We start from the raw sequence: 22,321 nt of genomic DNA, 5'->3' as shown, positions 1-22,321 counted from the left end.
CGTCATTCAAGTCCCGGACGCGGCGATGCGCGCGGCGGCGTGGTGCGGCCGCACCACCCGCTGCTCCAGCGCCAGCGCGGCCGGCAGCGCGGCGCGCATCGCCGCCGCTATCGCCGGATGCAGGGCCGACGCCCGCCCGGCCAGCACCACCGGACGCGGCCCGTAGCGCGCCGTCAGCGCCAGCGCCAGCCGCGCCAGTTCCCGCCCAGCCTGCTGCAAAATCGCCAGCGCGGCCGGGTCGGCGTCGGCCGCCGCCGCGACCGCCAGCGCCAGCTTGCCGATGGCGCCGCGCTCCTGCCCGTAAATAAAGTTGCGCGACAAGGCCCAGTCGCTGCCGCCTATCTGCGCGAACAGCGCCCGCGCCAGCGCCGAGCCGCGCCAACTGCCCGGACATTCATCCTCGCGCCGCCACACCTGGCGCATCGCCTCGCGCGCGATCCAGAAGCCGCCGCCGCCGTCGTCGAGCGTCACGCCGCGGCCGCCGGCCCGGTGCAGCGCGCCGTCCGTGTCCAGCCACGCGGCAATCGAGCCCGTGCCAGCGTACACCAGATAACCCTGGCCCGGGGCGAAACTGTCCAGATAGGCAATGTGAATATCGTTGCACAGCGCGACCGCCTGTCCGGGCAGCGCCAACAACTCGGCCAGCCAGCCCCCCAGCAGGGCGCCGTCGCCGCCGAAACCGCTCAGCCCGGCGCGCACGCGCGCGGGCCGGCCCGCTTCCAGCACGGCGCCGCACAGGTCGGCGAAGGCGGCGCGCACCGCCCGGCGCCCGTCCGCGCTGCCCATCTGCAGGGCCGACAGGCCCGCCAACTGCCCCTCGGCGACGATCTCCCCGGACGGCGCGGCCAGCGCCCAGCGGGTCTGCGTGCCGCCGGCGTCGATGCCCAGGCCCAGGCCGCCGTCCGCCCGCATCACTGCTTGACGGCCCGCAAAACCTGCACGCGCTCGCTTTCATTGCCCAGGCGGTCGACGGCGCTGACCACCACCGCGTTGACGGGCCCGGCGACGGCGTCGTCGGCCAGCGCCCAGTCCGTGCGCGCGCCCGGCACGACGGCGAAACGCCATTGCGTGCCGTAGCGCGACCACACCGCATACTGCGCCACGGCCTTGCCCGGCGCGCCCGCCAATTTCAGGCCGAGGGCGGCGCCCTCGCGCCGCGCCGTCACGAGCGGGGCGGCCGGCGCCTCCGAACCCAGCCACGGCGTCGCCGGCACCAGGGCCGGGCTTTGGTAGGCATTGGCCTTCAATTGATCGCCGATGCCCTTGCGGTTGTCCATCAGCGGCGCGATGCTGAAATGCACCTGGCCGTTCGCGCCGGGCCGGGTGCGCGTCAGCGCCACCTGCCTGACGATTTCTTCGGGCGGAAAGGCTTTCGCCGAATTGTCGATGCGGCTCGTGTACAGCCCCGGCCAGACGTGGCGGCCGCGCGGATTCTGCGCCAGCCAATAGTCGAGCAAGACGTCGAAGGCTTGCGCCGGCTGGGCGATCGGCCAGTACAACTGCGGCGACAGATAGTCGAGCCAGCCCTTGGCCAGCCACAGCTCCGCGTCCGCATACAATTTATCGTACTGGCTGAAGCCGGCGATGCCGGGCGGGCGCCGGTCCGGGCGGCCGATGCCGAAGGGGCTGATGCCGAAGCGCACCCAGTTCTTCTCGCGGTGGATGCCGGCGTACAGGGCCTCGATCAACTGGTTGACATTCTCGCGGCGCCAGGCGGCCCGCTCCAGCTTGCCGCCGGCCAGCAGATAACGCTGCCACGACGGCTGGTCGGGAAACTCCAGCTCGGTGCGCGGCGAGGCCGCGCCGTCCAGCGCGGCCGCTTCGGCGCCGGGGCCGCCGCCGGGCGCGTCGATCGGATACGGATAGAAATAATCGTCGATATGCACGCCGTCGATGTCGTAGCGGCGCACCACGTCGAACACCACCTCCTGGGTGCGCTGCGACGAAGCCGCCTCGCCCGGGTCCATCCACAGGTAGCGGCCGTATTGCTTGACGGCCTCGGGATTCGTCAGCGCGAAATGCTCGCGCGCCAGCGCCGTCTTCGCCGTCGCGTGGCGCGCACGGTAGGGATTGAACCAGGCGTGCAACTCCAAGCCGCGCGCGTGCGCCTGCTCGACCCAGTACTGGAGGGGATCGTAGACGGGCTGCGGCGCGCGGCCCTGTTGCCCCGTCAGAAATTCCGACCACGGCTCCAGCTTCGACGGATACATCGCGTCCGCGCTGGGCCGCACCTGCAGCACAATCGCATTCAGGTTCAGCGCCCTGGCGCGGTCGAGGATGGCGCGCGCCTCCGCCTGCTGCTTCTCCACCGTCAGATTGCTGCGGCTGGGCCAGTCGATATTGGCCACCGTCGACACCCAGGCGGCGCGGAATTCGCGCGGCGCCGGCGGCGGCGCCTCGCCCGCCACCCCGGACGGGGCCGGCGCCGGCGGCAGGGCGCCCGGCGTCAAAGGCACATTCGTGGCGCAGCTACTCAACAACGCCGCCGCGGCCAGCGCGGCGACCGCGCCCAAGCGTCTTTTCACATTAAAAAACAAAACTATTTCCTCGAATTCTATAAGTGCCGGCATTTTACTGCGCGCGGGGCGGCTGGCGCGGGGCGACTACTTCTTGCCGAACTCCGGGTCGATGCGCACCAAGGCCGTCATCGCGAAGGCGGGAAGCGTGGCGATGCACACCCAGATGAAGAAGTGCTGATAACCGAGTTGCTGCTGAATCCAGCCGCTGACCATGCCGGGCAACATCATGCCGAGGGCCATGAAGCCGGTGCAAATCGCGTAATGCGCCGTTTTATGGGGGCCGTCGGCGATCATCATCATGTACAGCAGATACGAGGCGAAGCCGAAACCGTAGCCGAATTGCTCGATGGCGATGCCGGCCGCGATCACATAAATATTGTCCGGCATGGCCGTCGCCAGGTAGACGAACACCAGATCGGGCAAATGCACCGCCACCACCATCGGCCACAGGCAACGCTTCAAACCGAAGCGGGAAATCGCATACCCGCCCAGCAAGCCGCCGAGCACCAGCATGCACACGCCCAGCGTGCCATAGACGAAGCCGATCTGCGTGGTGCTCAGGCCGAGGCCGCCCTTGGCCGGCGGATCGAGCAGGAAGGGAACCACCAGCTTCAGCAACTGCGCCTCGCCGAAGCGGAACAACAGCAGGAAACCGAGGATGACGAGAATGCCGTCTTTCTTGAAGAAGGTGCTGAAAGTGGCCAGCACATCGGCCAGCAAACGGCCGCCGCGCGCGGCCGGGCGGTCGGCCGGCGGCCTCGGCAGCGTCAAACGGTGGTACAAGGCCAGGCCGACGAAACCCAGCGCGAGCAGGACAAACACCACCGACCAGGCATGGCGCACGTCGCCGCTGGACTCCGTCAGCCAGCCGGCCAGCGACACCAGGCCGCCCTGGCCGGCGATCATCGCCAGCTTGTAGAAGGTACTGCGCACACCGACGAAGGCGGCCTGCTGGTGCTCCTCCAGCCCCAACATATAAAAACCGTCGGCGGCGATGTCATGCGTGGCGGAACTGAAGGCCATCAACCACAGCACGGCCAGGCTGAGCTGGAAGAAATTCGGCAGCGGCAGCGTCAGCGCGACGGCCGCCAGCGCGGCGCCGATCAACAACTGCAGCGTGACGATCCAGAAGCGCTTGGTGCGGAACAACTCGACGAAGGGCGACCACAGCGGCTTGATCACCCACGGCAGATACAGCCAACTGGTATAGAGCGCGATGTCGGTGTTCGAAATGCCGATGTTCTTGTACATCACCACCGACAACAACATCACGACGACATAGGGAATGGCCTGGCCGAAATACAAGGAGGGAATCCACACCCACGGGCTTTTATCTTGCACTTTTACATCCTTCGTCAACGACCAAGACGAAGAATGCTAGGAAGCCAGCGCCGCCCTCACGCTGCCGGCCGCTCCGGCCAACAATCGCTGCGCCTGGTCTATCGTAACTTGTCTGGACAAGGCCACGATGGCGACCTTGACATGAAAATGGCACTGCTCCAACGCGCCGCGCGCGCTCGCCTCGTCGGCGCCGGTCGCGTGCATGGTCAGAGCGACGGCGCGCCGCAACAGCTTGGCGTTCGTCGGCTTCAAGTCTACCATCAAGTTCCCGTAAACCTTGTTCAAGCGCACCATCAAGGCGCTCGAAAACGTATTCAAGGCAATCTTTTGCGCCGTGCCGGCCTTCAAGCGGGTGCTGCCGGAAATCACCTCCGGGCCCGTATCGAGCGTAATGCCGATGTCGGCATCGCGCACCAGGGGCGCGCCGGGATTATTGGCGATACCGATGGCCAGACAAGCGAGGGCGCGGGCCGCGTCCAGCGCGCCCAGCACGAAAGGCGTCGTTCCTGAGGCGGCCAGCAACACCACGACATCATTGGGGCCGGCGGCGCAGGCGCGCAACTGCGCGGCGCCCTCGGCGCGGTCATCCTCGGCGCCCTCGACGGCCTCGAACATCGCCTGCCTGCCGCCGGCCAGCACACCGAGGGCACGCTCGCGCGGCCAGGAAAAAGTGGGGTACAACTCCACGCCATCGAGCACGCCGAGGCGGCCCGACGTCCCGGCGCCGACATAAATGAGGCGCCCGCCGGCGGCGATACGCGGCAGGGCGGCGGCGACGGCGGCGGCGATGGCCGGCGCGGCCGCGCGCACCGCCTCGACCGCCCCGAACTGATCGCCGACCAAGGCGGCGACGAGAGCCGGCAGCGGCAACAAATCGAGCTCCGCGTACAAAGGACTGGGCGCTTCAGTCTTCAGCATGGCCATCCACCTTCAAGCAACATTGGGGTCAGGTCTAGACATGGCGGTTTTACTCAAAACAACATTGGGGTCAGGTCTAGACATGGCGGTTTTTGCGCGCGCCCCCGTGGAAAAACCGTGCAAAAAACAGCTTGCAAATACAAAAACCGTCATGTCTAGACCTGACCCCATTGGGGGTAGGCAAGCTTTACGGCGCGCGGCGCATTTCGGCGACGAAGTCGTAGTGGTCGCTGCGGCAGTAGGAGTGCGTCAGTTCGACCGCTTCGCCCGACGCCAGGTAGGCCACGCGGGTGATGAAGAGCACCGCCTGCCCCTCCGGCACGCCCAGTTGCTCGGCCAGCTCGGCCGAGGAGTTCATCGCGCGGATGTGCTGCAGCGCCCGCACCGGCGCTTTGTTGATGCTGCTGAGGTATTCGTAGAGCGAGGCGCCCACCGCTTCCGGGTCCGACACGACGCTGTAGGGCAGCACGCTCACTTCGTAGGCCATGACGACGTCGTCCGCCAGCCGCAGCCGCTCCAGCCGCGCCACCTTGGTGTTCGGCGACAGCCCCAGGCTCAGTTGTTCGTCGGCGCCGGCAATGACCACTTCGCGCTTGAGCCAGCGCGAGCCGGAGCGGTAGCCGCGCTGCTGCAGTTGCTCCGAGAAGCTGGACAGGTTCGACAGCGGTTGTTCGATGCGCGGCGCGATGTAGTTGCCCGAGCCGCGGCGGCGTACGACGAGGCCCTGGTCGACCAGTTGGTCGATGGCCTTGCGCGCCGTCACGCGCGAGACGTCCAGCAATTCGGACAGCAGCCGTTCGGACGGCAGGGCCTGGTCGACCTGGTAGCGGCCACTTTTGACGTCGTCGCTGAGTTTGCGCGCAATTTGCATGTATAAAGGCGAATTGTCGTTTAAGTCGACCTTGAGTTCAAAGCTGGTCTGGTTCATACACTTCTCCTTATCCGCTAGTGTAATGGCGATGGAGGAATCGCGTAGCGCCCAGCAGCAGTAAATGACACAGATCATACCCAACCGCCAGTCATCTGCGGCAAAAAACCCACAGTCCCCGCCCGGCAGGGCCCGCCCGCGCGCCGCCCGGCGCCGCCGTTTATGGCGGATAATTGCGCACGGCCATTCCACGACGACGACGCTCACCCATGAAAATTCCCGCGACCTGCCCCTGCGGCGGCCCCTCCTTCGCCACGTGCTGCGGCCCCTACCTGGACGGCGCCGCCATCGCGCCGACGGCCGAGGCGCTGATGCGCTCGCGCTATACCGCCTATACGCTGGGCCGGGAAGCCTATCTGCGCGCCACCTGGCATCCCAGCACCTGCCCGCCCGAACCCATCGTCAGCGACGATGAAAGCTTGCGCTGGCTGGGACTTGAGGTAAAATCCGCTTTACGTTTACGTCAACGTAAAGCAGAATCCGATACCGAAGCAAATAGTGACAGCGTCGAATTCGTGGCCCGCTACAAGACCGGCGGCCGCGCCCACCGCCTGCATGAGGTCAGCCGTTTCCTGCGCGAACCCTCGGACGGCGGCCTGCGCTGGTTTTATCTCGACGGTAGTTTCCCGGACAAGACGACCAGAAAAAAGGACCAGTAATGCCGCATATCGAAAGCAAACTCAATCCGCGCAGCGACGATTTCAAGGCCAACGCGGCCGCCATGCAGGCCGTCGTTGACGATCTGCGCGACCAGGTCGCCAGGATCGCCGCCGGCGGCGGCGCGGCCGCCAGCGCCAAGCACGTCGCCCGCGGCAAGCTGCTGCCGCGCGAGCGCGTGCAGATGCTGCTCGACCCCGGCACGCCCTTCCTCGAATTGTCGCAGATGGCCGCCTACCAGATGTACCAGGACGCCAACGGCAACGACGCCGCGCCGGCGGCCGGCATCATCACCGGCATCGGCCGCGTCTCCGGCCAGGAGTGCGTGATCGTCTGCAACGACGCCACCGTCAAGGGCGGCACCTATTATCCGATGACGGTCAAGAAGCATCTGCGCGCCCAGGAAATCGCCGACCAGAACAATCTGCCCTGCATCTACCTGGTCGACTCGGGCGGCGCCAACCTGCCGAACCAGGACGAGGTCTTCCCCGACCGCGAGCATTTCGGCCGCATCTTCTACAACCAGGCGAACCTGTCGGCCAAGGGCATTCCGCAGATCGCCGTCGTCATGGGCTCGTGCACGGCCGGCGGCGCCTATGTGCCGGCGATGAGCGACGAGTCCATCATCGTCAAGGAGCAGGGCACGATTTTCCTCGGCGGCCCGCCGCTGGTGAAGGCGGCCACCGGCGAGGTCGTCACGGCCGAGGACCTGGGCGGCGGCGACGTCCACACGCGCCTGTCCGGCGTCGTCGACCATCTGGCGCACAACGACCTGCACGCGCTGTCGCTGGCCCGCACCATCGTCGCCAACCTGAACCGCAGCAAGCCGCGGCAGATGGCCCTGCGCGAGTCCAGCGAGCCGAAGTATCCGCCGCAGGAGCTGTACGGCGTGATCCCCGTCGACACCCGCAAGCCCTTCGACGTGCGCGAGGTGATCGCCCGCATCGTCGACGCCAGCGATTTCGACGAGTTCAAGGCGCGCTACGGCACCACGCTGATCTGCGGCTTCGCCCACATCTACGGCGTCAAGGTCGGCATCATCGCCAACAACGGCATCCTGTTCTCCGAGTCGGCGCTGAAGGGCAGCCATTTCATCGAGCTGTGCTGCCAGCGCAAGATCCCCCTGGTGTTCCTGCAGAATATCACCGGCTTCATGGTCGGGCGCAAATACGAAAACGAGGGCATCGCCCGCAACGGCGCCAAGATGGTCACGGCCGTCGCCACGGCCGCCGTGCCGAAGTTCACCGTCATCATCGGCGGCAGTTTCGGCGCCGGCAACTACGGCATGTGCGGCCGCGCGTTCTCGCCGCGCTTCATGTGGATGTGGCCGAACGCGCGCATCTCCGTGATGGGCGGCGACCAGGCCGCCAGCGTGCTGGCCACGGTCAAGCGCGACGGCATCGAGGGCAAGGGCGGCGCCTGGTCCAGCGACGAGGAGGCCGCCTTCAAGCAGCCGATCAAGGAGCAGTACGAGCACCAGGGCCACCCTTACTACGCCACCGCGCGCCTGTGGGACGACGGCGTCATCGACCCGGCCGACACGCGCATGGTGCTGGGGCTGGGGCTGTCGGCGGCGCTCAACGCGGAGATAGCGGATACCAAGTTCGGTGTGTTCCGCATGTAATTGGCACGGCACGCCGGCGGTTTCGGACTCCCCGGCGTCTTCATAGGAACCGAGAGATGACCTACCACACCCTGACACTGAGCATCGACGAGCAGCTCGCCACCGTCACGCTGAACCGCCCGGACGTGCGCAACGCCTTCAACGAGCAGAGCATCGCCGACCTCACGCTGGCCTTCGAGCGGCTGGGCCGCAACGACAGCGTGCGCGCCGTCGTGCTGGCGGCGCACGGCCCGGCCTTCTGCGCCGGCGCCGACCTGAACTGGATGAAGAAGATGGCCGGCTATTCGCACGCCGAGAACCAGGCCGACGCCATGCAACTGGCCGAGATGCTGCGCGCCATCTACCTGTGCCCGCAGCCCGTGCTGGCCAAGGTGCAGGGCGATTGCTACGCGGGCGGCATGGGCCTGGTGGCCGCCTGCGACATCGTGGTCGCGGCCGAGACAGCCAACTTTTGCCTGAGCGAAGTAAAATTGGGCTTGATACCGGCGACGATCTCGCCCTATGTCATCAAGGCGATGGGCGAAAACGCCGCGCGCCGCTACTTCCTGACCGCCGAGCGCTTTACCGCGCGCGAGGCGCACCGCATCGGTTTCGTCCACGAGCTCGCGTCCCCCGACGCGCTCGACGCCAGGACGGCGGAGCTGGTCAAGGCATTGGTAACGAATAGCCCGAACGCGGTGCGGCAGGCGAAGACGCTGGTGCGCGAGGTCGGCGGCCAGCCTGTCACGCAGGCGCTGCTGGCCGACACGGCCGAGCGCATCGCCCACATCCGCGCGTCGGAGCAGGGCCGCGAAGGCGTGCAGTCCTTCCTCGAAAAGCGCAAGCCGAATTGGCTGAATTAGTCTGGAGTGGTTTTGGAATTAGATAAGCAATCAAGTTGGGTCGAACGCAGCCTGCGCAGTGTCTGGCATCCGTGCACGCAAATGCAGCACCACGCGCCCGGTGACAAGCACGTGCCGCTGATCCCCGTCAGCCACGGCCGCGGCGCCTGGCTGTACGACCACGAGGGCCGGCGCTACCTCGACGCGATCAGCTCGTGGTGGGTGAACCTGTTCGGCCACGCCAACCCGCGCATCAACGCCGCCCTGAAGGACCAACTGGACCGGCTCGAACACGCGATGCTGGCCGGCTTCACCCACGAGCCGGTGGTCGAGCTGTCCGAGCGCCTGTCGGCGCTGACCGGCCACGTGCTGGGCCACAGCTTCTACGCCTCCGACGGCGCCTCCGCCGTCGAAATCGCCCTGAAGATGAGCTTCCACGCCTGGCGCAACAGCGGCCAGGCCGACAAGCAGGAATTCGTCTGCCTGCAGGGCAGCTACCACGGCGAAACCATCGGCGCGCTGGCCGTCACCGACGTCGCGCTGTTCAAGGACGCCTACGGCCCGCTGCTGCGCAGCTGCCACGTGGTGGCCTCGCCGGACGCGCGCCAGGCGGCCGGGGACGAGACGGCCGCCGACGTGGCGCGCCGCGCCGCCGCCGACGTGGCGCGCCTGTTCGCCGAGCGCGGCCGCCACATCGCCGCCATCATCGTCGAACCGCTGGTGCAGTGCGCCACCGGCATGGCGATGCACGACCCGCTCTACCTGACGCTGGTGCGCGAGCTGTGCGAGCGCCACCAGGTGCACCTGATCCTCGACGAGATCGCCGTCGGCTGCGGCCGCACCGGCACCTTCTTCGCCTGCGAGCAGGCCGGCATCTGGCCGGACTTCCTGTGCCTGTCGAAGGGCATCAGCGGCGGCTACCTGCCGCTGTCGCTGGTGATGACGCGCGAAGAGATCTACCAGGCCTTCTACAGCAGCGACGTGCGCCGCGGCTTCCTGCACTCGCACTCCTACACCGGCAATCCGCTGGCCTGCCGCGCCGCGCTGGCGACGCTGGACATCTTCCAGGAAGACGACGTGCTGGCGGCCAACCGCGTGCGCGCCGCCCGCCTGACCGGGGCGCTGGCGCCGCTGGCCCGGCACGCGCGGGTGCGCAATTTCCGCCAGCGCGGCATGATCTGGGCCTTCGACGCCGTCGACGCGGCGCCGGACTTTTCGCGGCGCTTCTTCGCCGCCGCCGTCGAACGGGAGCTGCTGATGCGGCCGATCGGCCCGACCGTCTACATGATGCCGCCGTACATACTCAGCGAGGCGGAAAGCGACGGCCTGGCGGCGCGCACGCTGGCCGTCTTCGAGCATGTGATCGGGGCCTGACATGGAGCTGATCGCCAAACTGGAACAGCAGTTGCGCGCCCTCGACGAGCGCAGCCTGACGCGCCGCCGCCGCACCGTCGAGACGCCGTGCGGCCCGCGCGTGACGGTCGACGGCCGCGAACTGCTGGCCTTTTGCAGCAACGACTACCTGGGCCTGGCCGGGCACCCGCGCATGGTCGCCGCGCTGCGGGAGGGCGCCGCGCGCTACGGCGTCGGCAGCGGCGGCTCGCACCTGATCAGCGGCCACAGCCGCGCCCACGCGGCGCTGGAAGAGCGCCTCGCCGAATTCGTCGGCGCGCACCTGGAATCGGCCCGCGCGCTGTACTTCTGCACCGGCTACATGGCCAACCTGGCCGTGCTGACGGGCTTGAGCGGCAGCGACAAGAGCGCCGAGATCTTCTCCGAATCGCTGAACCACGCCTCGCTGATCGACGGCGCGCGCCTGTCGCGCGTCGCCGTCCAGGTCTATCCGCACGCCGACCTGGACGCGCTGGCCGCGCTGCTGGCCGGCAGCGGCTCGGCCACCAAGATCGTCGTCACCGACAGCGTCTTCAGCATGGACGGCAACCTGGCGCCGCTGCCGGCCCTGCTGGCCCTGTGCGAACGGCACGGCGCCTGGCTGGTCGTCGACGACGCCCACGGCTTCGGCACGCTGGGCGCGCACGGCCGCGGCGCGCTGGAGCACTTCGGGCTGCGCTCGCCCCACCTGGTCTACATGGGCACGCTGAGCAAGGCCGCCGGCGCCGCCGGCGCCTTCGTCGCGGCCCACCGGAGCGTCATCGAGACGCTGATCCAGAGGGCCCGCCCCTACATCTACACGACGGCCGCCGCGCCGGCGCTGGCGCACGCCCTGCTGACCAGCCTCGAGCTGATAGGCGGCGAGGAGGGCGCGCGCCGCCGCGCCCACCTGCAGCAACTGCTGGCGCAGATGGACGCCGGCCTGCGCCTGCGGCGCTGGACCCGGCTGCCCTCGCGCACGCCGATCCAGCCGCTGCTGATCGGCGCCAACGACGAAACCATGCGCGCCGGCGCCGCCCTGTACGAACAGGGCCTGTGGGTCGGCGCGATACGCCCGCCGACCGTCCCGCCCGGCACCGCGCGCCTGCGCGTGACGCTGTCGGCCGGACACAGCAGCGCCGACGTGGCCCGCCTCGTCGACGCGCTCAACGCACTGGAAAGGACTTGATATGAGCCTCGACGATCCCGTTCTCGCCCCCATCCTCGCGCCCGCCCTGGCGGAGCAAACGGCGCCGGCGCCGGCCGCCGCCGGCGGGCCGCACCGCTTCGCCTGCTTCGTCACCGGCACCGACACGGAAATCGGCAAGACGCTGACCTCGTCGGCGATGCTGCACGCGCTGGTGCAGACCGGCGTGCGCGCCTGCGGCATGAAGCCGGTGGCCGCCGGCGCCGAGCTGCGCGACGGCGTCTGGCACAATGACGACGCCGACAGCCTGATCGCCGCCGGCAACGTCAGTATGTTAGCCTCGCTGACGACGCCGTATTTGCTCAAGGAGGCGGCGGCGCCGCACATCGCCGCGGCGCTGGAGGGGGTGACGATAGAATCCGTGCCCATCCTGGCGGCCTACCTGGAGCTGGCCGCCGCCTCCGACGCCGTCGTCGTCGAGGGCGTCGGCGGCTTCCGCGTGCCGCTGTCGGGCGGTTTCGACACGGCCGACCTGGCGCGCCAGCTGGAACTGCCGGTGGTGCTGGTGGTCGGCCTGCGCCTGGGCTGCATCAGCCATGCGCTGCTGACGGCCGAAGCCATCGTCGCGCGCGGCCTGGTGCTGGCCGGCTGGGTCGCAAACGAGTTGGAGATGCCGATGAACTTCGCCGACGAGAACATCGAGGCGCTGCTCGAACGCATCCCGGCGCCGCTGCTGGGCCGTGTGCCGCGGCTGAAAAAGCCGAGCGCCGCCAAGGCCGCCGAGTACCTGAATTTTTCCTGCCTGCCGAACTGGCCGGGCAACCACCAACACAAATGAACGCTGAAGGAAGCACAATGTCCGAAACCCAGACGCAAGCAACAAAGTCCGTCGAACTGCACCGCCCGGTCCCCGCGATCACGCTGCCGAAGGCCGCCACCTGGCCGCTGGAAGACGTGCTGGCGCTGTTCGAACTGCCATTCAACGAGCTGATGTTCCAGGCCCAGCAAAGCCACCGCCTGAACTTCCCCGACGGCGACGTCGAACTGGCCACGCTGCTGTCGATCAAAACCGGCGGCTGCGAGGAAGACTGCAGCTACTGCCCGCAGGCGGCGCGCTACGACACCGGCGTCGAGGCCAAGAAAATCCTCGACATCGACACCGTGCTCGACGCCGCGCGCCAGGCCCGCGCCAGCGGCGCCACGCGCTTCTGCATGGGCGCCGCGTGGCGCAGCCCGAAGGATCGCGACATGGACAAGGTCGAGGAAATGGTGCGCGAGGTGAAGGCCCTGGGCCTGGAAACCTGCGCCACGCTGGGCATGCTGGAAGAGGGCCAGGCCGACCGCCTGAAGAACGCCGGCCTCGACTACTACAACCACAACCTCGACACGGCGCCCGAGTTCTACGACAACGTCATCTCGACGCGCGAATACCAGGACCGCCTGGACACGCTGGGCCGGGTGCGCAGCGCCGGCCTGAAAGTGTGCTGCGGCGGCATCGTCGGCATGGGCGAGACGCGCCTGCAGCGCGCCGGCCTGATCGCCCAGCTGGCGAACCTGAACCCCTACCCGGAGTCGGTGCCGGTCAACCACCTGGTGCAGGTCGAAGGCACGCCGCTGTACGGCATCGACGCGCTCGACCCCTTCGAGTTCGTGCGCACCATCGCGGTGGCGCGCATCACGATGCCGAAGGCGCGCGTGCGCCTGTCGGCCGGACGCCGCCAGATGGGCGAAGCGGTGCAGGCGATGTGCTTCCTGGCCGGCGCCAACTCGATCTTCTACGGCGACAAGCTGCTCACCACCGGCAACCCGGAAGCCGAGGACGACCGCGCGCTGCTGGAAAAACTGGGCCTGAAAACCCGCGCCGCGACGCTCGAATCGGCGCCGAAGGAAAAGTGCGGCTGCTGAGAATCGCCCACGCGCCGCCGCCCCGGAGCAAAGCGGCGGCGTGAGCCAGGGGCCCGCCCGGCGCCGTCGGGGGCCGGCCCCAGCTGTTGACTTTGTTTTTAAAACTGCCGCCAGCTTGAGAAAGAGACTATGTTCACAAAAATCCTGATCGCCAACCGTGGCGAGATTGCATGCCGGGTGGCCGCTACCGCGCGCCGCATGGGCATAAAAACCGTCGCCGTCTACTCGGAGGCGGACGCCAGCGCAAAACATGTTGCGGCGTGCGATGAGGCAGTGTTGATCGGGCCGGCAGCGGCCAAGGAAAGTTATCTGTGCGGCGACAAGATCATCGCCGTCGCGCTGGCCAGCGGCGCGCAGGCCGTGCATCCGGGCTACGGCTTCCTGTCGGAGAACGCCGACTTCGCCGACGCCTGCGCCGCCGCCGGCCTGGTCTTCATCGGCCCGCCCGCCGCCGCGATGCGCGCGATGGGCTCGAAGTCGGCCGCCAAATCGCTGATGGAAAAGGCCGGGGTGCCGCTGGTGCCCGGCTACCACGGCGAGGTGCAGGACGCCGACTTCCTGCACGCCCAGGCCGACAAGATCGGCTACCCGGTGCTGCTGAAGGCGTCCGCCGGCGGCGGCGGCAAGGGCATGCGCGTGATCGACAGCTCGGAGCAGTTCAAGGCCGCGCTGGCCTCGTGCAAGCGCGAGGCCATCAGCTCCTTCGGCGACGACAAGGTGCTGGCCGAGAAATACCTGTTGCGCCCGCGGCACATCGAAATCCAGGTGTTCGCCGACACGCTGGGCAATTGCATTTACCTGTTCGAGCGCGACTGCTCGGTGCAGCGCCGCCACCAGAAGGTGCTGGAAGAGGCGCCGGCGCCGAACCTGCCGGCGGCGCGCCGCGCCGCGATGGGCGAGGCCGCCGTCGCCGCAGCCAAGGCGGTCGGCTACGTCGGCGCCGGCACCGTCGAATTCATCGCCAACCAGGACGGCTCGTTCTACTTCATGGAGATGAACACGCGCCTGCAGGTCGAGCACCCGGTCACCGAAATGATCACCGGCACCGACCTGGTCGAATGGCAGTTGCGCGTCGCCTTCGGCGAAGCGCTGCCGAAACAGCAGCACGAGCTGGCCATCCACGGCCACGCCATCGAGGCGCGCATCTACGCCGAAAATCCCGAGAAGGGCTTCCTGCCGTCGATCGGCACGCTGCGCCACCTGGACACGCCGGCCGCCGTCACCTTCGCCCTGGGCGGGGTGCAGGGCAGCGGCGTGCCGGCCGGCGTGCGCATCGACTCCGGCGTGCGCGAAGGCGACGCCATCTCGCCGTTCTACGATCCGATGATCGCCAAGCTGATCGTCTGGGGCGCCGACCGCCGCGAGGCGCTGGCGCGCATGTCGCAGGCGCTCTCCGAATACCAGATCGTCGGCCTGGCCAGCAACATCGCCTTCCTGAAACGCCTGGTCGAGGGCGCCGCGTTTGCCACGGCCGACCTCGACACCGGCCTGATCGAACGCAACCACGACACGCTGTTCCCGGCGCCGCAGCCGGCCCCGCCGGGCGCACTGGCGCTGGCGGCCGTGGCGCTGATCGAAGCGGAGAAGGAGCAGTCGGCGGCGCAGTCCGGCGACCATCCATCCGACCCGTGGGGCCAGGCGCTGGGCTGGCGCCTGAACAGCGCCTTCAAGCGCCGCCTCTCGTTCACCGACGACTACGCGCAGGCGAGCCAGGCCAAGGCCTACCTGAGCGAAGTCGAGTACCACAGCGGCGGCTGGCTGCTGAATGAAAAACCGCTGACGCTGATGACGCGCGACGGCCTGTACCTGAGCGTCAAGCTGGGCGACAACGCCGTGCACGGCACGGTGCGCCGCGACGGCGAGCTGTTCCACGTCTTCACCGGCGGCAACCACTACGCGCTGCACTACAACGACCCGATGGCGCACGCCGGCGAAGTCGAGGCCGAGGGCGGCCGCCTGACCGCGCCCATGCCCGGCAAGGTCGTCGCGGTGCTGGTCGGCGCCGGCCAGGAAGTCAAGAAGGGCGAGCCGCTGGTCATCATGGAGGCGATGAAGATGGAGCACACCATCGCCGCCCCGCACGACGGCCTGGTCGAGGAAATCCTGTACACGGTCGGCGACCAGGTGGCCGACGGCGCCCCGCTGCTGGCATTCAAAACCGTTTAACAGGAGCCCTGGCCATGCATATTCTCTTACACCGGGCCGACGGCGACACGGCGCCGTGGATCGCCGACTTCGCCGAGCTGCTGCCGGAAGCCGAAGTGCACGTCTGGCGCGAGGGCCAGAAAGCGCGCCCCTGCGACTATGCGCTGGTGTGGTCGCCGCCGCAGGCGATCCTGCGCGAGCTCAGCGAAGTGAAGGCGGTATTCAACGCCGGCGCCGGCGTCGACGCCCTGCTCAAATTCGGCGACGCGCTGCCGCAGCACGTGCCGGTGGTGCGCCTGGACGACGCCGGCATGGGCGTGCAGATGGCCGAATACGTCAGCCACGCGGTGCTGCGCTACTTCCGCCGCTTCGACGAATACGCGACGCAGGCGCGCGCCGGCCAGTGGCAGCCGCTGCCGGCCCACCGCAAGGAAGACTTCTCCGTCGGCGTGCTCGGCATGGGCGTGCTGGGCAGCCGCGTGCTGGAGGCGCTGGCGCCGTTCGGCTTCCCGCTGCGCGGCTGGAGCCGCACGCAGAAGACGCTGGACGGCGTCGCCTGCTTCTCCGGCGCCGACGGCCTCGACGCCTTCCTGCGCGGCAGCCGCGTGCTGGTCTGCATGCTGCCGCTGACGCCGGACACCGGCAACCTGCTCGACCGCGCCCGGCTGTCGGCGCTGCCGCCCCAGGCCTATTTGATCAACGTCGCCCGCGGCGCCCACGTGGCCGAGCCGGACCTGCTGACGCTGATCAAATCCGGCCACATCGCCGGCGCCACGCTGGACGTCTTCCGCAACGAGCCGCTGCCGGTGCAGCACCCGTTCTGGCAGGAGCCGCGCATCACCATCACGCCGCACATTTCGGCGCTGACGCTGCGCCGCGAAAGCGTCGAGCAGATCGCCGCGAAAATCCGCCGCCTAGAAGCCGGCCTGCCCATCGCCGGCATCGTCAACCGCACGCAAGGATACTGATATGGACGCCCAAGCCAATTTGCCGCAGCACGTCAAAATCGTCGAAGTCGGCCCCCGCGACGGCCTGCAAAACGAGCAGCAAACCATTCCCGCCGCCGTCAAGGTCGAACTGATCGACCGCCTCGGCCGGGCCGGCTTCGCCAACATCGAGGCGGCCTCCTTCGTGTCGCCGAAATGGGTGCCGCAAATGGCCACCAGCGCCGAGGTGATGGCCGCCATCGAGCGCCGTGCCGGCGTCATCTACTCGGCGCTGACGCCGAACATGCAGGGCTTCGACGCCGCGCTGGCGGCCGGCGCCGGCGAAGTCGTCATCTTCGGCTCGGCCTCGGAGGCGTTCTCGCAAAAGAACATCAACTGCTCCATCGCCGAGTCGATCGCCCGCTTCGAGGGCGTGGCGCAGGCGGCCAGGGAACGCGGCCTGCGCCTGCGCGGCAGCATCAGCTGCGCCTTCGGCTGCCCCTACCAGGGCGAGGTGCCGCTGCACGCCGTCGCCGACGTCGTCGGCCGCATGCGCGAGCTCGGCTGCGACGAGATCGACATCGCCGACACCATCGGCGTGGCGACTCCGCGCAAGACCCAGGCCGTGATGCTGCGCGCGGCGCAGGAATTCGACCTCAAGCGCCTGTCCGGACACTTCCACGACACCTACGGCCAGGCGCTGGCGAACATCTACGCCAGCCTGGAAGTGGGCATCGCCATCTTCCACTCGTCCGTGTCCGGGCTGGGCGGCTGCCCGTATGCCAAGGGCGCCACCGGCAACGTCGCCACCGAGGACGTGCTGTACCTGATGCAGGGGCTGGGCATCGACACCGGCATCGACCTCGACATCGTCGTCGACGCCGGCCAGTTCATCTCGCAGCACCTGGGCCGCAAGGGCGCCAGCCGGGCCGGCAACGCCATCGCCGCCAAGCGGGCCGGGTAGGGCGCGCGCCGCCCGGCTATTGGGGCGGCGAATAAAAAAAAGACCCAGGAGCGCAAGGCTCTTGAGTCTTTTCTTTTACTGCCAATTCTGGTCGGAGTACAAGGATTCGAACCTTGGACCCCCTGGTCCCAAACCAGGTGCGCTACCGGGCTGCGCTACACTCCGAAGACCAAGATAATACAGGCCGGATCGAATGCGGTCAAGGCTCCCTCGCGAATTTATCGATTAAATTGAAAAAACGGCAAGTTCCGCCGCCGCGAACGCGGCAAGCCGGGGTGGCAAGCCGGCGCGTTCCCGGCGCCGGCTGCGCTATGATTTGGCAATTGGATAATGTCGCATGAAAGGCAAGTTACATGGAACAGAAGGACGACTTGGCGGGGAAGCAGCCCGGCCTCAACGTGGTCGAGATCGACATGACGGCGAAAGCGCTGAAAAAAGTCGCACCGCAGCTCTTTTTCGACCGCTACAAATGGCTGCCGTTTCCCTTTCTGCTGCTGTTCTTCGCCGCCGTGGCCGCCTGCTGCGCCATGCTGTTCGCGGCGGCCAACCTGGTCAGCCTGCAGCACGCCAACCGGATCGCCACCGGGGCCGTCTCCGCCGCGCTGCAACATCCCGACCTCGTGTCGCTGGCCGATGTGCCGCCGGCCCGCGATTTGCTGACGAGCGCGGCAAAGCTCGTCAACGCCCGCCTCAGCGACGCGCTGCTGAGCAAGGTCGTGCTGATCCAGCTGGGCGCCGCCATGCCCCTGCTGGTGATGCTGGGGCTGTTCTTCTACGTGTGGATGCAGCAGAAATTCATCGCCCCCCATCGGCTGACGCTGCGCTTCGATGCGGACGGCTTGCAGGTGCAGCGCGGCGACAGCCGCATCAGCCACCCCTGGTCCGCCGTCGAGGCCGTCGTCTTCCAGCCGCCGCCGGGGCGCCTGCCCGGTTTCGTGCTGGTCCGCCTGCAATTCGGCTACACCTATGTCTGGCCGGACCTGGCCTTCGCCAGCCGCGAGCAGTGGCAATACGTCGGCCACCAGCTGAGCGCGCTGCATCTGGCCAGCCGGCAGCCGTGCGCGGCGTGACAATCTGCCGGCACTCGGTTAGGATGGCTGCTGAGAAGGCTCAGGTCGGACTTCCTTCTACCTCCCAATCAGTCTGACCGCTTTCCTTCTCACCTTTTTCAAGAACGGATGATGGCCAAGCCTTCTTCCGTTTTTTTTCGCTTGGAGCGGCCGTGATTCCAGAATTCTCCCCATTGCACACCCTGTTTTTGCGCCGCCAGGCCACGCTGTTCGTCGACGCCGGCGGGGAGACGCTGCCCGCGTCGCTGATGGAGGCATTCGACATCAACCTGGCCGCGATCGGCTACGCCGTCTCCACCCGCCTGCGGGCGCGCCTGCAAAGCCTACCGGCGCAACATCTGAGCGCCATCCAGGCCGGCATCCGCGCGGTGGTGCTGGAAGACGTCGGCGCGAACCACGTGCACATGCCGCTGTTCCGCCAATTCCCGGACAACATCCCCGACGACACCTTCGAGCTGTGGTGCAGAAAGGTGCTGAGCCATTTCATGCAGGCGCAGGATCAGCCCTGCCTGCACTGCGGCAGGACCGGCACGACCCACGTGCTCAATCCCTGCCGCCATGTGGTGTGCGACGCCTGCTACGACGGCGCCAATTACTCGGCCTGCCCCGTATGCGAACGGCATGTCGACCGCAACAACGCCTTCTTCAAACCGGCGCCCGGCCTGACGCTGCCGAAGGAAACGGTGCGCCTGAAACTGCTCGACCTCGGCGCGTCGCTCGACGACGCGGCGCAAGAGCTGTTGCTCGCCCTGTGCACCCGCAAGCAGGCGCTGTCGCCCGTCGACAGGGACGCCTTGCTGGTCCTGCTGCGCGCCTATGGCCTGCGCGCGCTGCCCTGGCTGCCTGACGAGATACCCGTGCGCGAAAACATCGCGCTGGTCTTCGGCACGCTGCTGCAGGACGCCGACCCGGCCGCCGTCATGGCGGCGGCGGCGCGCCACATGGGCACGGCCAACGACGTGCTGCGCCTCGTCGCCGCCTACTCGGGCGCCGACCCCTCGTTGCAAGGGCATACCGAGCTGCGCAAACGCGCGGTGGCGGAGATCCGCCACCTGCCCAAGTACCAGAACTGGTTCACGGCCGACTCCTACTGGTCGCGCCAGAGCAGCATCGACCTGCCGGTGCGCCTGTTCCGCTTCAAGGTGGCCAAGCTGGGCCGGCCCCTGCGCCGCGCGCTGCTGGCCTTCATGGAAAATCTGCGGCCCGACTCCCTCACCGAAGACATGCTCAGGCATCGCTCCTACTGGGTCTGGCTGGGCGAATTCTTGCATCCCGGCGAATACCGCCAGCGCTATCCGCAGGTGGCGCTGGCCTTCGACATCGTCCGCACCAAAGCGCCGGACGGCACGCCAGCGCCGGTTTTCCGCAACTACTACGCGCAACTGGAGCTGGCGGCCGCGCGCCAGGACCCGCGCGCGATGACGGCCCTGCTGCGGCAGCGCCCCGGCGAGCTGGCGCGCCGCTTCGACCATGCCCTGCGCGTGGCCGATGCGGATGGCCCGGCCGTCGACGAGCTGATGGCCGCGTTCGCGCGCGCCGCGCCGCGCTTTGCCACGCCGGTGCTGCTGACCCTGCGCGCGCTGCTGCCGACGCGCGCGGCGCCGGCGGCGACGCGCATCTTCTGGCCCAAGGGGAAAGTGTCGAAAGGCGTGTTCCGGCCGGACCACCGGGCGCCCCTGTCGGACGAGGCGATACGCCGCGCCGTCGCGGCGGTCGAAACCGTGCTGCTGGAACGCTTCGCCGCGCTGCCGCCCTTTGACGACTTCCTCATCGACACGGCGCTGCAAGACATCGTCGCGCCATTCAATGAGCGCAGCGCCAGCCGTTCGGCGATCCAGCTGCCGCGCGGCTCGACGCTGGCCGTCGCCGCGGGCAAGACGGCGCGGCTGTTCCTGCACTGGTGCGAACCGGAAAAGGGCGGCAGCCGCACCGACCTCGACCTCTCGGTCGGCTTCTACGACGAGCAGTGGCAGCACCAGGGCACCTGCTCCTACTACCAGCACAAATTCCTCGCGGCGGATGGCCAGGCCATCGCCACCAGCGCCGGCGACCTGCAGGACGCGCCGTTCCCGGAAGGGGCCACAGAATTTATCGACCTCGACTGCGAACTGGCGCGGCGCGAGGGCGTGCGCTATGCCGTCGCCGTGCTGAACAACTACAACGGCATGGCATTCGAAGACCTGGAGCGCGCCTTTGCCGGCGTCATGTTCCGCGACGACGTCCACGGCGAGCACTTCGATCCGCGCAGCGTCGAACTGAAATTCGACCTACAGGGCGGCAACGGCATTTTCATGCCGATGGTGTTCGACCTGCGCGAAAACCGCCTGCATTGGCTCGACGTGTACTCGCAGGGCGAGTTCGCCTTCAACAACGTGGCCACCTCGAATTCCGCGATCACCACGATCTGCCCGGCCATGATGGGCTATTTTGGCAGCGGGGTGCGCACTTCGATGTATGACCTGGCTTTGCTGCACGCGGCCGCCAGGGGCGGACGCGTGGTCCTGCGCGGCGCAGGCGCGATGCGGGCCGTGGCGCGTCACGACGGCGAGGACAATCTGGCGTTCCTGGAGCGGCTGCGCGGCGGCGCCGGCCAGCGGCTGGAACACTACCGGCCGGCGCCGCAACGGCCCGTGTTTGCGGCGCTGCTGACGGCGGACGTCGAGCTGCCGGCGCAAAGCGCCGTTTACGCGCTGAAGGCGGGCATTGCGGCCGCCACGCTGTCGGCCGCCGATCTGATCGCGTAGACCGCCAGGGGTCTGACCCCGGCCTTTCGGGGTCAGACCCCGGCTGTTACGCCAAAAAGCTGGGGTCAGACCCAAAAAACGGGTCAGACCCCAACGCTTACGCCGCTTCGTCCTTCATTTATAGGACGCTCTTCTTGCGCCTGGCGCAAAGCGCCGTTTACGCGCTGAAGGCGGGCATTGCGGCCGCCACGCTGTCGGCCGCCGATCTGATCGCGTAGATCACCAGGGGTCTGACCCCGGCCTTTCGGGGTCTGACCCCGGCTGTTACGCTAAAAAGCCGGGGTCAGACCCAAAAAACGGGTCAGACCCCAACGCTTACGCCGCTTCGTCCTTCATCTGCAGCGCCCGCTCATACAGGGCGTTCTTCTTGCGCCCGGTGATCTGCGCCGCCAGGCTGGCGGCCTGCTTGACGCTGCATTCGCCCAGCAGGATCGCCAGGATGCGCTCGGCCTCGGCCTCTTCGGCGTCCTGGGCCGCCGTCGCGCCTTCCAGCAGCACGACGAACTCGCCTTTTTCGCGGTGCGGGTCGGCGCCGATCCACGCCGCCGCCTCGGACAGCGGGCAGCGGTGGATTTCCTCGAACATCTTGGTCAGCTCGCGCGCGAACACCACCTGGCGGGCCGGCCCGAACGCGGCCTCCAGCGCCACCGCGCAGTCGAGGATGCGGTGCGGCGCTTCATAAAACACCATGGTCGCGCTGACCGTGCGCAGGCTCTGCAGCATGTTGTCGCGCTGCTTGGCCTTGGCCGGCAAAAAGCCGACGAAATAGAACTGGTCGTTGACCAGGCCGCTGGCGGAGAGCGCCGTCACGGCCGCCGACGCGCCCGGCAGCGGCAGCACGCGCAGGCCGGCCGCGCGCACCGCGTCGACGATGCGCGCGCCCGGGTCGGACACGGCCGGCGTGCCGGCGTCGGACACCAGCGCGATGCGCTCGCCGGCCAGCAAACGGGCGATCAGCACCTCGGCCACTTCGCGCTCGTTGTGCTGGTGCGCCGCGATCAGCGGCTTGTTCAGGCCGAAGCGCGTCATCAGGTGGGCCGTGTTGCGGGTATCCTCGCAGGCGACGGCATTGACCAGGGTCAAAACATGTAACGCGCGCAAGCTAATATCGGTGACATTGCCGATCGGGGTCGCCACTACGTACAATGTTGCGCTAGGATAGGCTTGGAGAGCTGCCTCCGCCATCACGGGCAGGGTGGCGATGGAACTGGATTCTTGTGCGGTCATTGGGGGTGGAATGC

At 68.0% G+C, this 22,321-nt stretch carries 18 protein-coding genes and 1 tRNA gene; 12 read left to right on the top strand and 7 right to left on the bottom strand.

Translation table 11 applies throughout. The annotated features are described in order from the left end of the window. Nucleotides 1-6 precede the first annotated feature (6 nt). From OIK44_RS10120 to OIK44_RS10100, 5 genes are all read right to left on the bottom strand, one after another. Complete coding sequence (locus OIK44_RS10120; protein ID WP_273670620.1) at nt 7-912, bottom strand: BadF/BadG/BcrA/BcrD ATPase family protein; 906 nt, start codon at nt 910-912, stop codon at nt 7-9. Further along, nucleotides 912-2,570: a glycoside hydrolase family 10-like protein gene (locus OIK44_RS10115; protein ID WP_273670619.1), complete on the bottom strand. Its 1,659-nt coding sequence runs from the start codon at nt 2,568-2,570 to the stop codon at nt 912-914. Before OIK44_RS10115 ends, OIK44_RS10120 begins: the two co-directional genes overlap by 1 nt. A gap of 33 nt (nt 2,571-2,603) precedes the next feature. Beyond that, on the bottom strand, nt 2,604-3,788 hold the full coding sequence (locus tag OIK44_RS10110; RefSeq protein WP_273670836.1) for an MFS transporter: 1,185 nt from the start codon (nt 3,786-3,788) through the stop codon (nt 2,604-2,606). A gap of 108 nt (nt 3,789-3,896) precedes the next feature. Then, nucleotides 3,897-4,778, bottom strand: coding sequence for an N-acetylmuramic acid 6-phosphate etherase (locus OIK44_RS10105; RefSeq protein ID WP_273670618.1), 882 nt, complete (start codon nt 4,776-4,778; stop codon nt 3,897-3,899). A gap of 187 nt (nt 4,779-4,965) precedes the next feature. Further along, nucleotides 4,966-5,706: a GntR family transcriptional regulator gene (locus OIK44_RS10100; RefSeq protein ID WP_273670617.1), complete on the bottom strand. Its 741-nt coding sequence runs from the start codon at nt 5,704-5,706 to the stop codon at nt 4,966-4,968. A gap of 209 nt (nt 5,707-5,915) precedes the next feature. Between OIK44_RS10100 and OIK44_RS10095 the strand changes: the two genes are divergently transcribed. The 10 genes from OIK44_RS10095 to OIK44_RS10050 all read left to right on the top strand — a co-directional run bounded on the left by OIK44_RS10095 (nt 5,916) and on the right by OIK44_RS10050 (nt 17,266). Beyond that, nucleotides 5,916-6,365, top strand: coding sequence for a YchJ family protein (locus tag OIK44_RS10095; protein WP_273670616.1), 450 nt, complete (start codon nt 5,916-5,918; stop codon nt 6,363-6,365). Continuing rightward, complete coding sequence (locus OIK44_RS10090) at nt 6,365-7,987, top strand: carboxyl transferase domain-containing protein (protein ID WP_273670615.1); 1,623 nt, start codon at nt 6,365-6,367, stop codon at nt 7,985-7,987. Before OIK44_RS10095 ends, OIK44_RS10090 begins: the two co-directional genes overlap by 1 nt. 56 nt (nt 7,988-8,043) lie before the next feature. Next, on the top strand, nt 8,044-8,829 hold the full coding sequence (locus OIK44_RS10085) for an enoyl-CoA hydratase/isomerase family protein (protein ID WP_273670614.1): 786 nt from the start codon (nt 8,044-8,046) through the stop codon (nt 8,827-8,829). Nucleotides 8,830-8,841: 12 nt separating this feature from the next. Further along, nucleotides 8,842-10,182 (top strand): adenosylmethionine--8-amino-7-oxononanoate transaminase, encoded by a 1,341-nt coding sequence (bioA, locus tag OIK44_RS10080; RefSeq protein ID WP_273670613.1) that lies wholly within the window; start codon nt 8,842-8,844, stop codon nt 10,180-10,182. Nucleotide 10,183: 1 nt separating this feature from the next. Further along, a complete protein-coding gene (gene bioF, locus OIK44_RS10075) occupies nt 10,184-11,368 on the top strand; it encodes an 8-amino-7-oxononanoate synthase (RefSeq protein WP_273670612.1) in 1,185 nt (394 codons plus the stop codon). A 1-nt stretch (nt 11,369) separates the two neighbouring features. Then, a complete protein-coding gene (bioD, locus tag OIK44_RS10070; RefSeq protein WP_273670611.1) occupies nt 11,370-12,164 on the top strand; it encodes a dethiobiotin synthase in 795 nt (264 codons plus the stop codon). A gap of 17 nt (nt 12,165-12,181) precedes the next feature. Then, nucleotides 12,182-13,231: a biotin synthase BioB gene (gene bioB, locus OIK44_RS10065; RefSeq protein WP_273670610.1), complete on the top strand. Its 1,050-nt coding sequence runs from the start codon at nt 12,182-12,184 to the stop codon at nt 13,229-13,231. 129 nt (nt 13,232-13,360) lie between these two features. Then, nucleotides 13,361-15,397 carry an acetyl/propionyl/methylcrotonyl-CoA carboxylase subunit alpha gene (locus OIK44_RS10060; protein WP_273670609.1) on the top strand — a complete coding sequence of 679 codons (2,037 nt, stop codon included), beginning with the start codon at nt 13,361-13,363 and terminating at the stop codon, nt 15,395-15,397. A gap of 14 nt (nt 15,398-15,411) precedes the next feature. Continuing rightward, a complete protein-coding gene (locus OIK44_RS10055) occupies nt 15,412-16,344 on the top strand; it encodes a 2-hydroxyacid dehydrogenase (RefSeq protein WP_273670608.1) in 933 nt (310 codons plus the stop codon). A gap of 1 nt (nt 16,345) precedes the next feature. Then, a complete protein-coding gene (locus OIK44_RS10050) occupies nt 16,346-17,266 on the top strand; it encodes a hydroxymethylglutaryl-CoA lyase (protein WP_273670607.1) in 921 nt (306 codons plus the stop codon). A gap of 88 nt (nt 17,267-17,354) precedes the next feature. Here OIK44_RS10050 and OIK44_RS10045 read toward each other — a convergent pair. Continuing rightward, nucleotides 17,355-17,431, bottom strand: a tRNA-Pro gene (locus OIK44_RS10045). Between the two features lie 188 nt (nt 17,432-17,619). Between OIK44_RS10045 and OIK44_RS10040 the strand changes: the two genes are divergently transcribed. Both OIK44_RS10040 and OIK44_RS10035 read left to right on the top strand, forming a co-directional pair. Continuing rightward, nucleotides 17,620-18,336, top strand: coding sequence for a hypothetical protein (locus OIK44_RS10040; protein WP_273670606.1), 717 nt, complete (start codon nt 17,620-17,622; stop codon nt 18,334-18,336). A 152-nt stretch (nt 18,337-18,488) separates the two neighbouring features. Further along, nucleotides 18,489-21,080 (top strand): MXAN_6230/SCO0854 family RING domain-containing protein, encoded by a 2,592-nt coding sequence (locus OIK44_RS10035; RefSeq protein ID WP_273670605.1) that lies wholly within the window; start codon nt 18,489-18,491, stop codon nt 21,078-21,080. A gap of 315 nt (nt 21,081-21,395) precedes the next feature. Here OIK44_RS10035 and rsmI read toward each other — a convergent pair whose 3' ends face one another. Then, complete coding sequence (gene rsmI, locus OIK44_RS10030) at nt 21,396-22,307, bottom strand: 16S rRNA (cytidine(1402)-2'-O)-methyltransferase (protein WP_273670604.1); 912 nt, start codon at nt 22,305-22,307, stop codon at nt 21,396-21,398. Nucleotides 22,308-22,321: the final 14 nt, after the last annotated feature.

This window comes from Janthinobacterium fluminis (genome assembly GCF_028595325.1).
GTDB classification, from domain to species: domain Bacteria; phylum Pseudomonadota; class Gammaproteobacteria; order Burkholderiales; family Burkholderiaceae_D; genus Janthinobacterium; species Janthinobacterium fluminis.
This window is presented reverse-complemented; position numbering and strand designations above follow the sequence as displayed.

Bases quoted from the DNA above. Each gene is read 5' to 3' on its own strand.
- OIK44_RS10120 (WP_273670620.1), bottom strand. From the start codon at position 912: ATGCGGGCGGACGGCGGCCTGGGCCTGGGCATCGACGCCGGCGGCACG.
- OIK44_RS10115 (WP_273670619.1), bottom strand. From the start codon at position 2,570: ATGCCGGCACTTATAGAATTCGAGGAAATAGTTTTGTTTTTTAATGTG.
- OIK44_RS10110 (WP_273670836.1), bottom strand. From the start codon at position 3,788: ATGTTGTTGTCGGTGGTGATGTACAAGAACATCGGCATTTCGAACACC.
- OIK44_RS10105 (WP_273670618.1), bottom strand. From the start codon at position 4,778: ATGCTGAAGACTGAAGCGCCCAGTCCTTTGTACGCGGAGCTCGATTTG.
- OIK44_RS10100 (WP_273670617.1), bottom strand. From the start codon at position 5,706: ATGAACCAGACCAGCTTTGAACTCAAGGTCGACTTAAACGACAATTCG.
- OIK44_RS10095 (WP_273670616.1), top strand. From the start codon at position 5,916: ATGAAAATTCCCGCGACCTGCCCCTGCGGCGGCCCCTCCTTCGCCACG.
- OIK44_RS10090 (WP_273670615.1), top strand. From the start codon at position 6,365: ATGCCGCATATCGAAAGCAAACTCAATCCGCGCAGCGACGATTTCAAG.
- OIK44_RS10085 (WP_273670614.1), top strand. From the start codon at position 8,044: ATGACCTACCACACCCTGACACTGAGCATCGACGAGCAGCTCGCCACC.
- bioF (WP_273670612.1), top strand. From the start codon at position 10,184: ATGGAGCTGATCGCCAAACTGGAACAGCAGTTGCGCGCCCTCGACGAG.
- bioD (WP_273670611.1), top strand. From the start codon at position 11,370: ATGAGCCTCGACGATCCCGTTCTCGCCCCCATCCTCGCGCCCGCCCTG.
- bioB (WP_273670610.1), top strand. From the start codon at position 12,182: ATGTCCGAAACCCAGACGCAAGCAACAAAGTCCGTCGAACTGCACCGC.
- OIK44_RS10060 (WP_273670609.1), top strand. From the start codon at position 13,361: ATGTTCACAAAAATCCTGATCGCCAACCGTGGCGAGATTGCATGCCGG.
- OIK44_RS10055 (WP_273670608.1), top strand. From the start codon at position 15,412: ATGCATATTCTCTTACACCGGGCCGACGGCGACACGGCGCCGTGGATC.
- OIK44_RS10050 (WP_273670607.1), top strand. From the start codon at position 16,346: ATGGACGCCCAAGCCAATTTGCCGCAGCACGTCAAAATCGTCGAAGTC.
- OIK44_RS10040 (WP_273670606.1), top strand. From the start codon at position 17,620: ATGGAACAGAAGGACGACTTGGCGGGGAAGCAGCCCGGCCTCAACGTG.
- rsmI (WP_273670604.1), bottom strand. From the start codon at position 22,307: ATGACCGCACAAGAATCCAGTTCCATCGCCACCCTGCCCGTGATGGCG.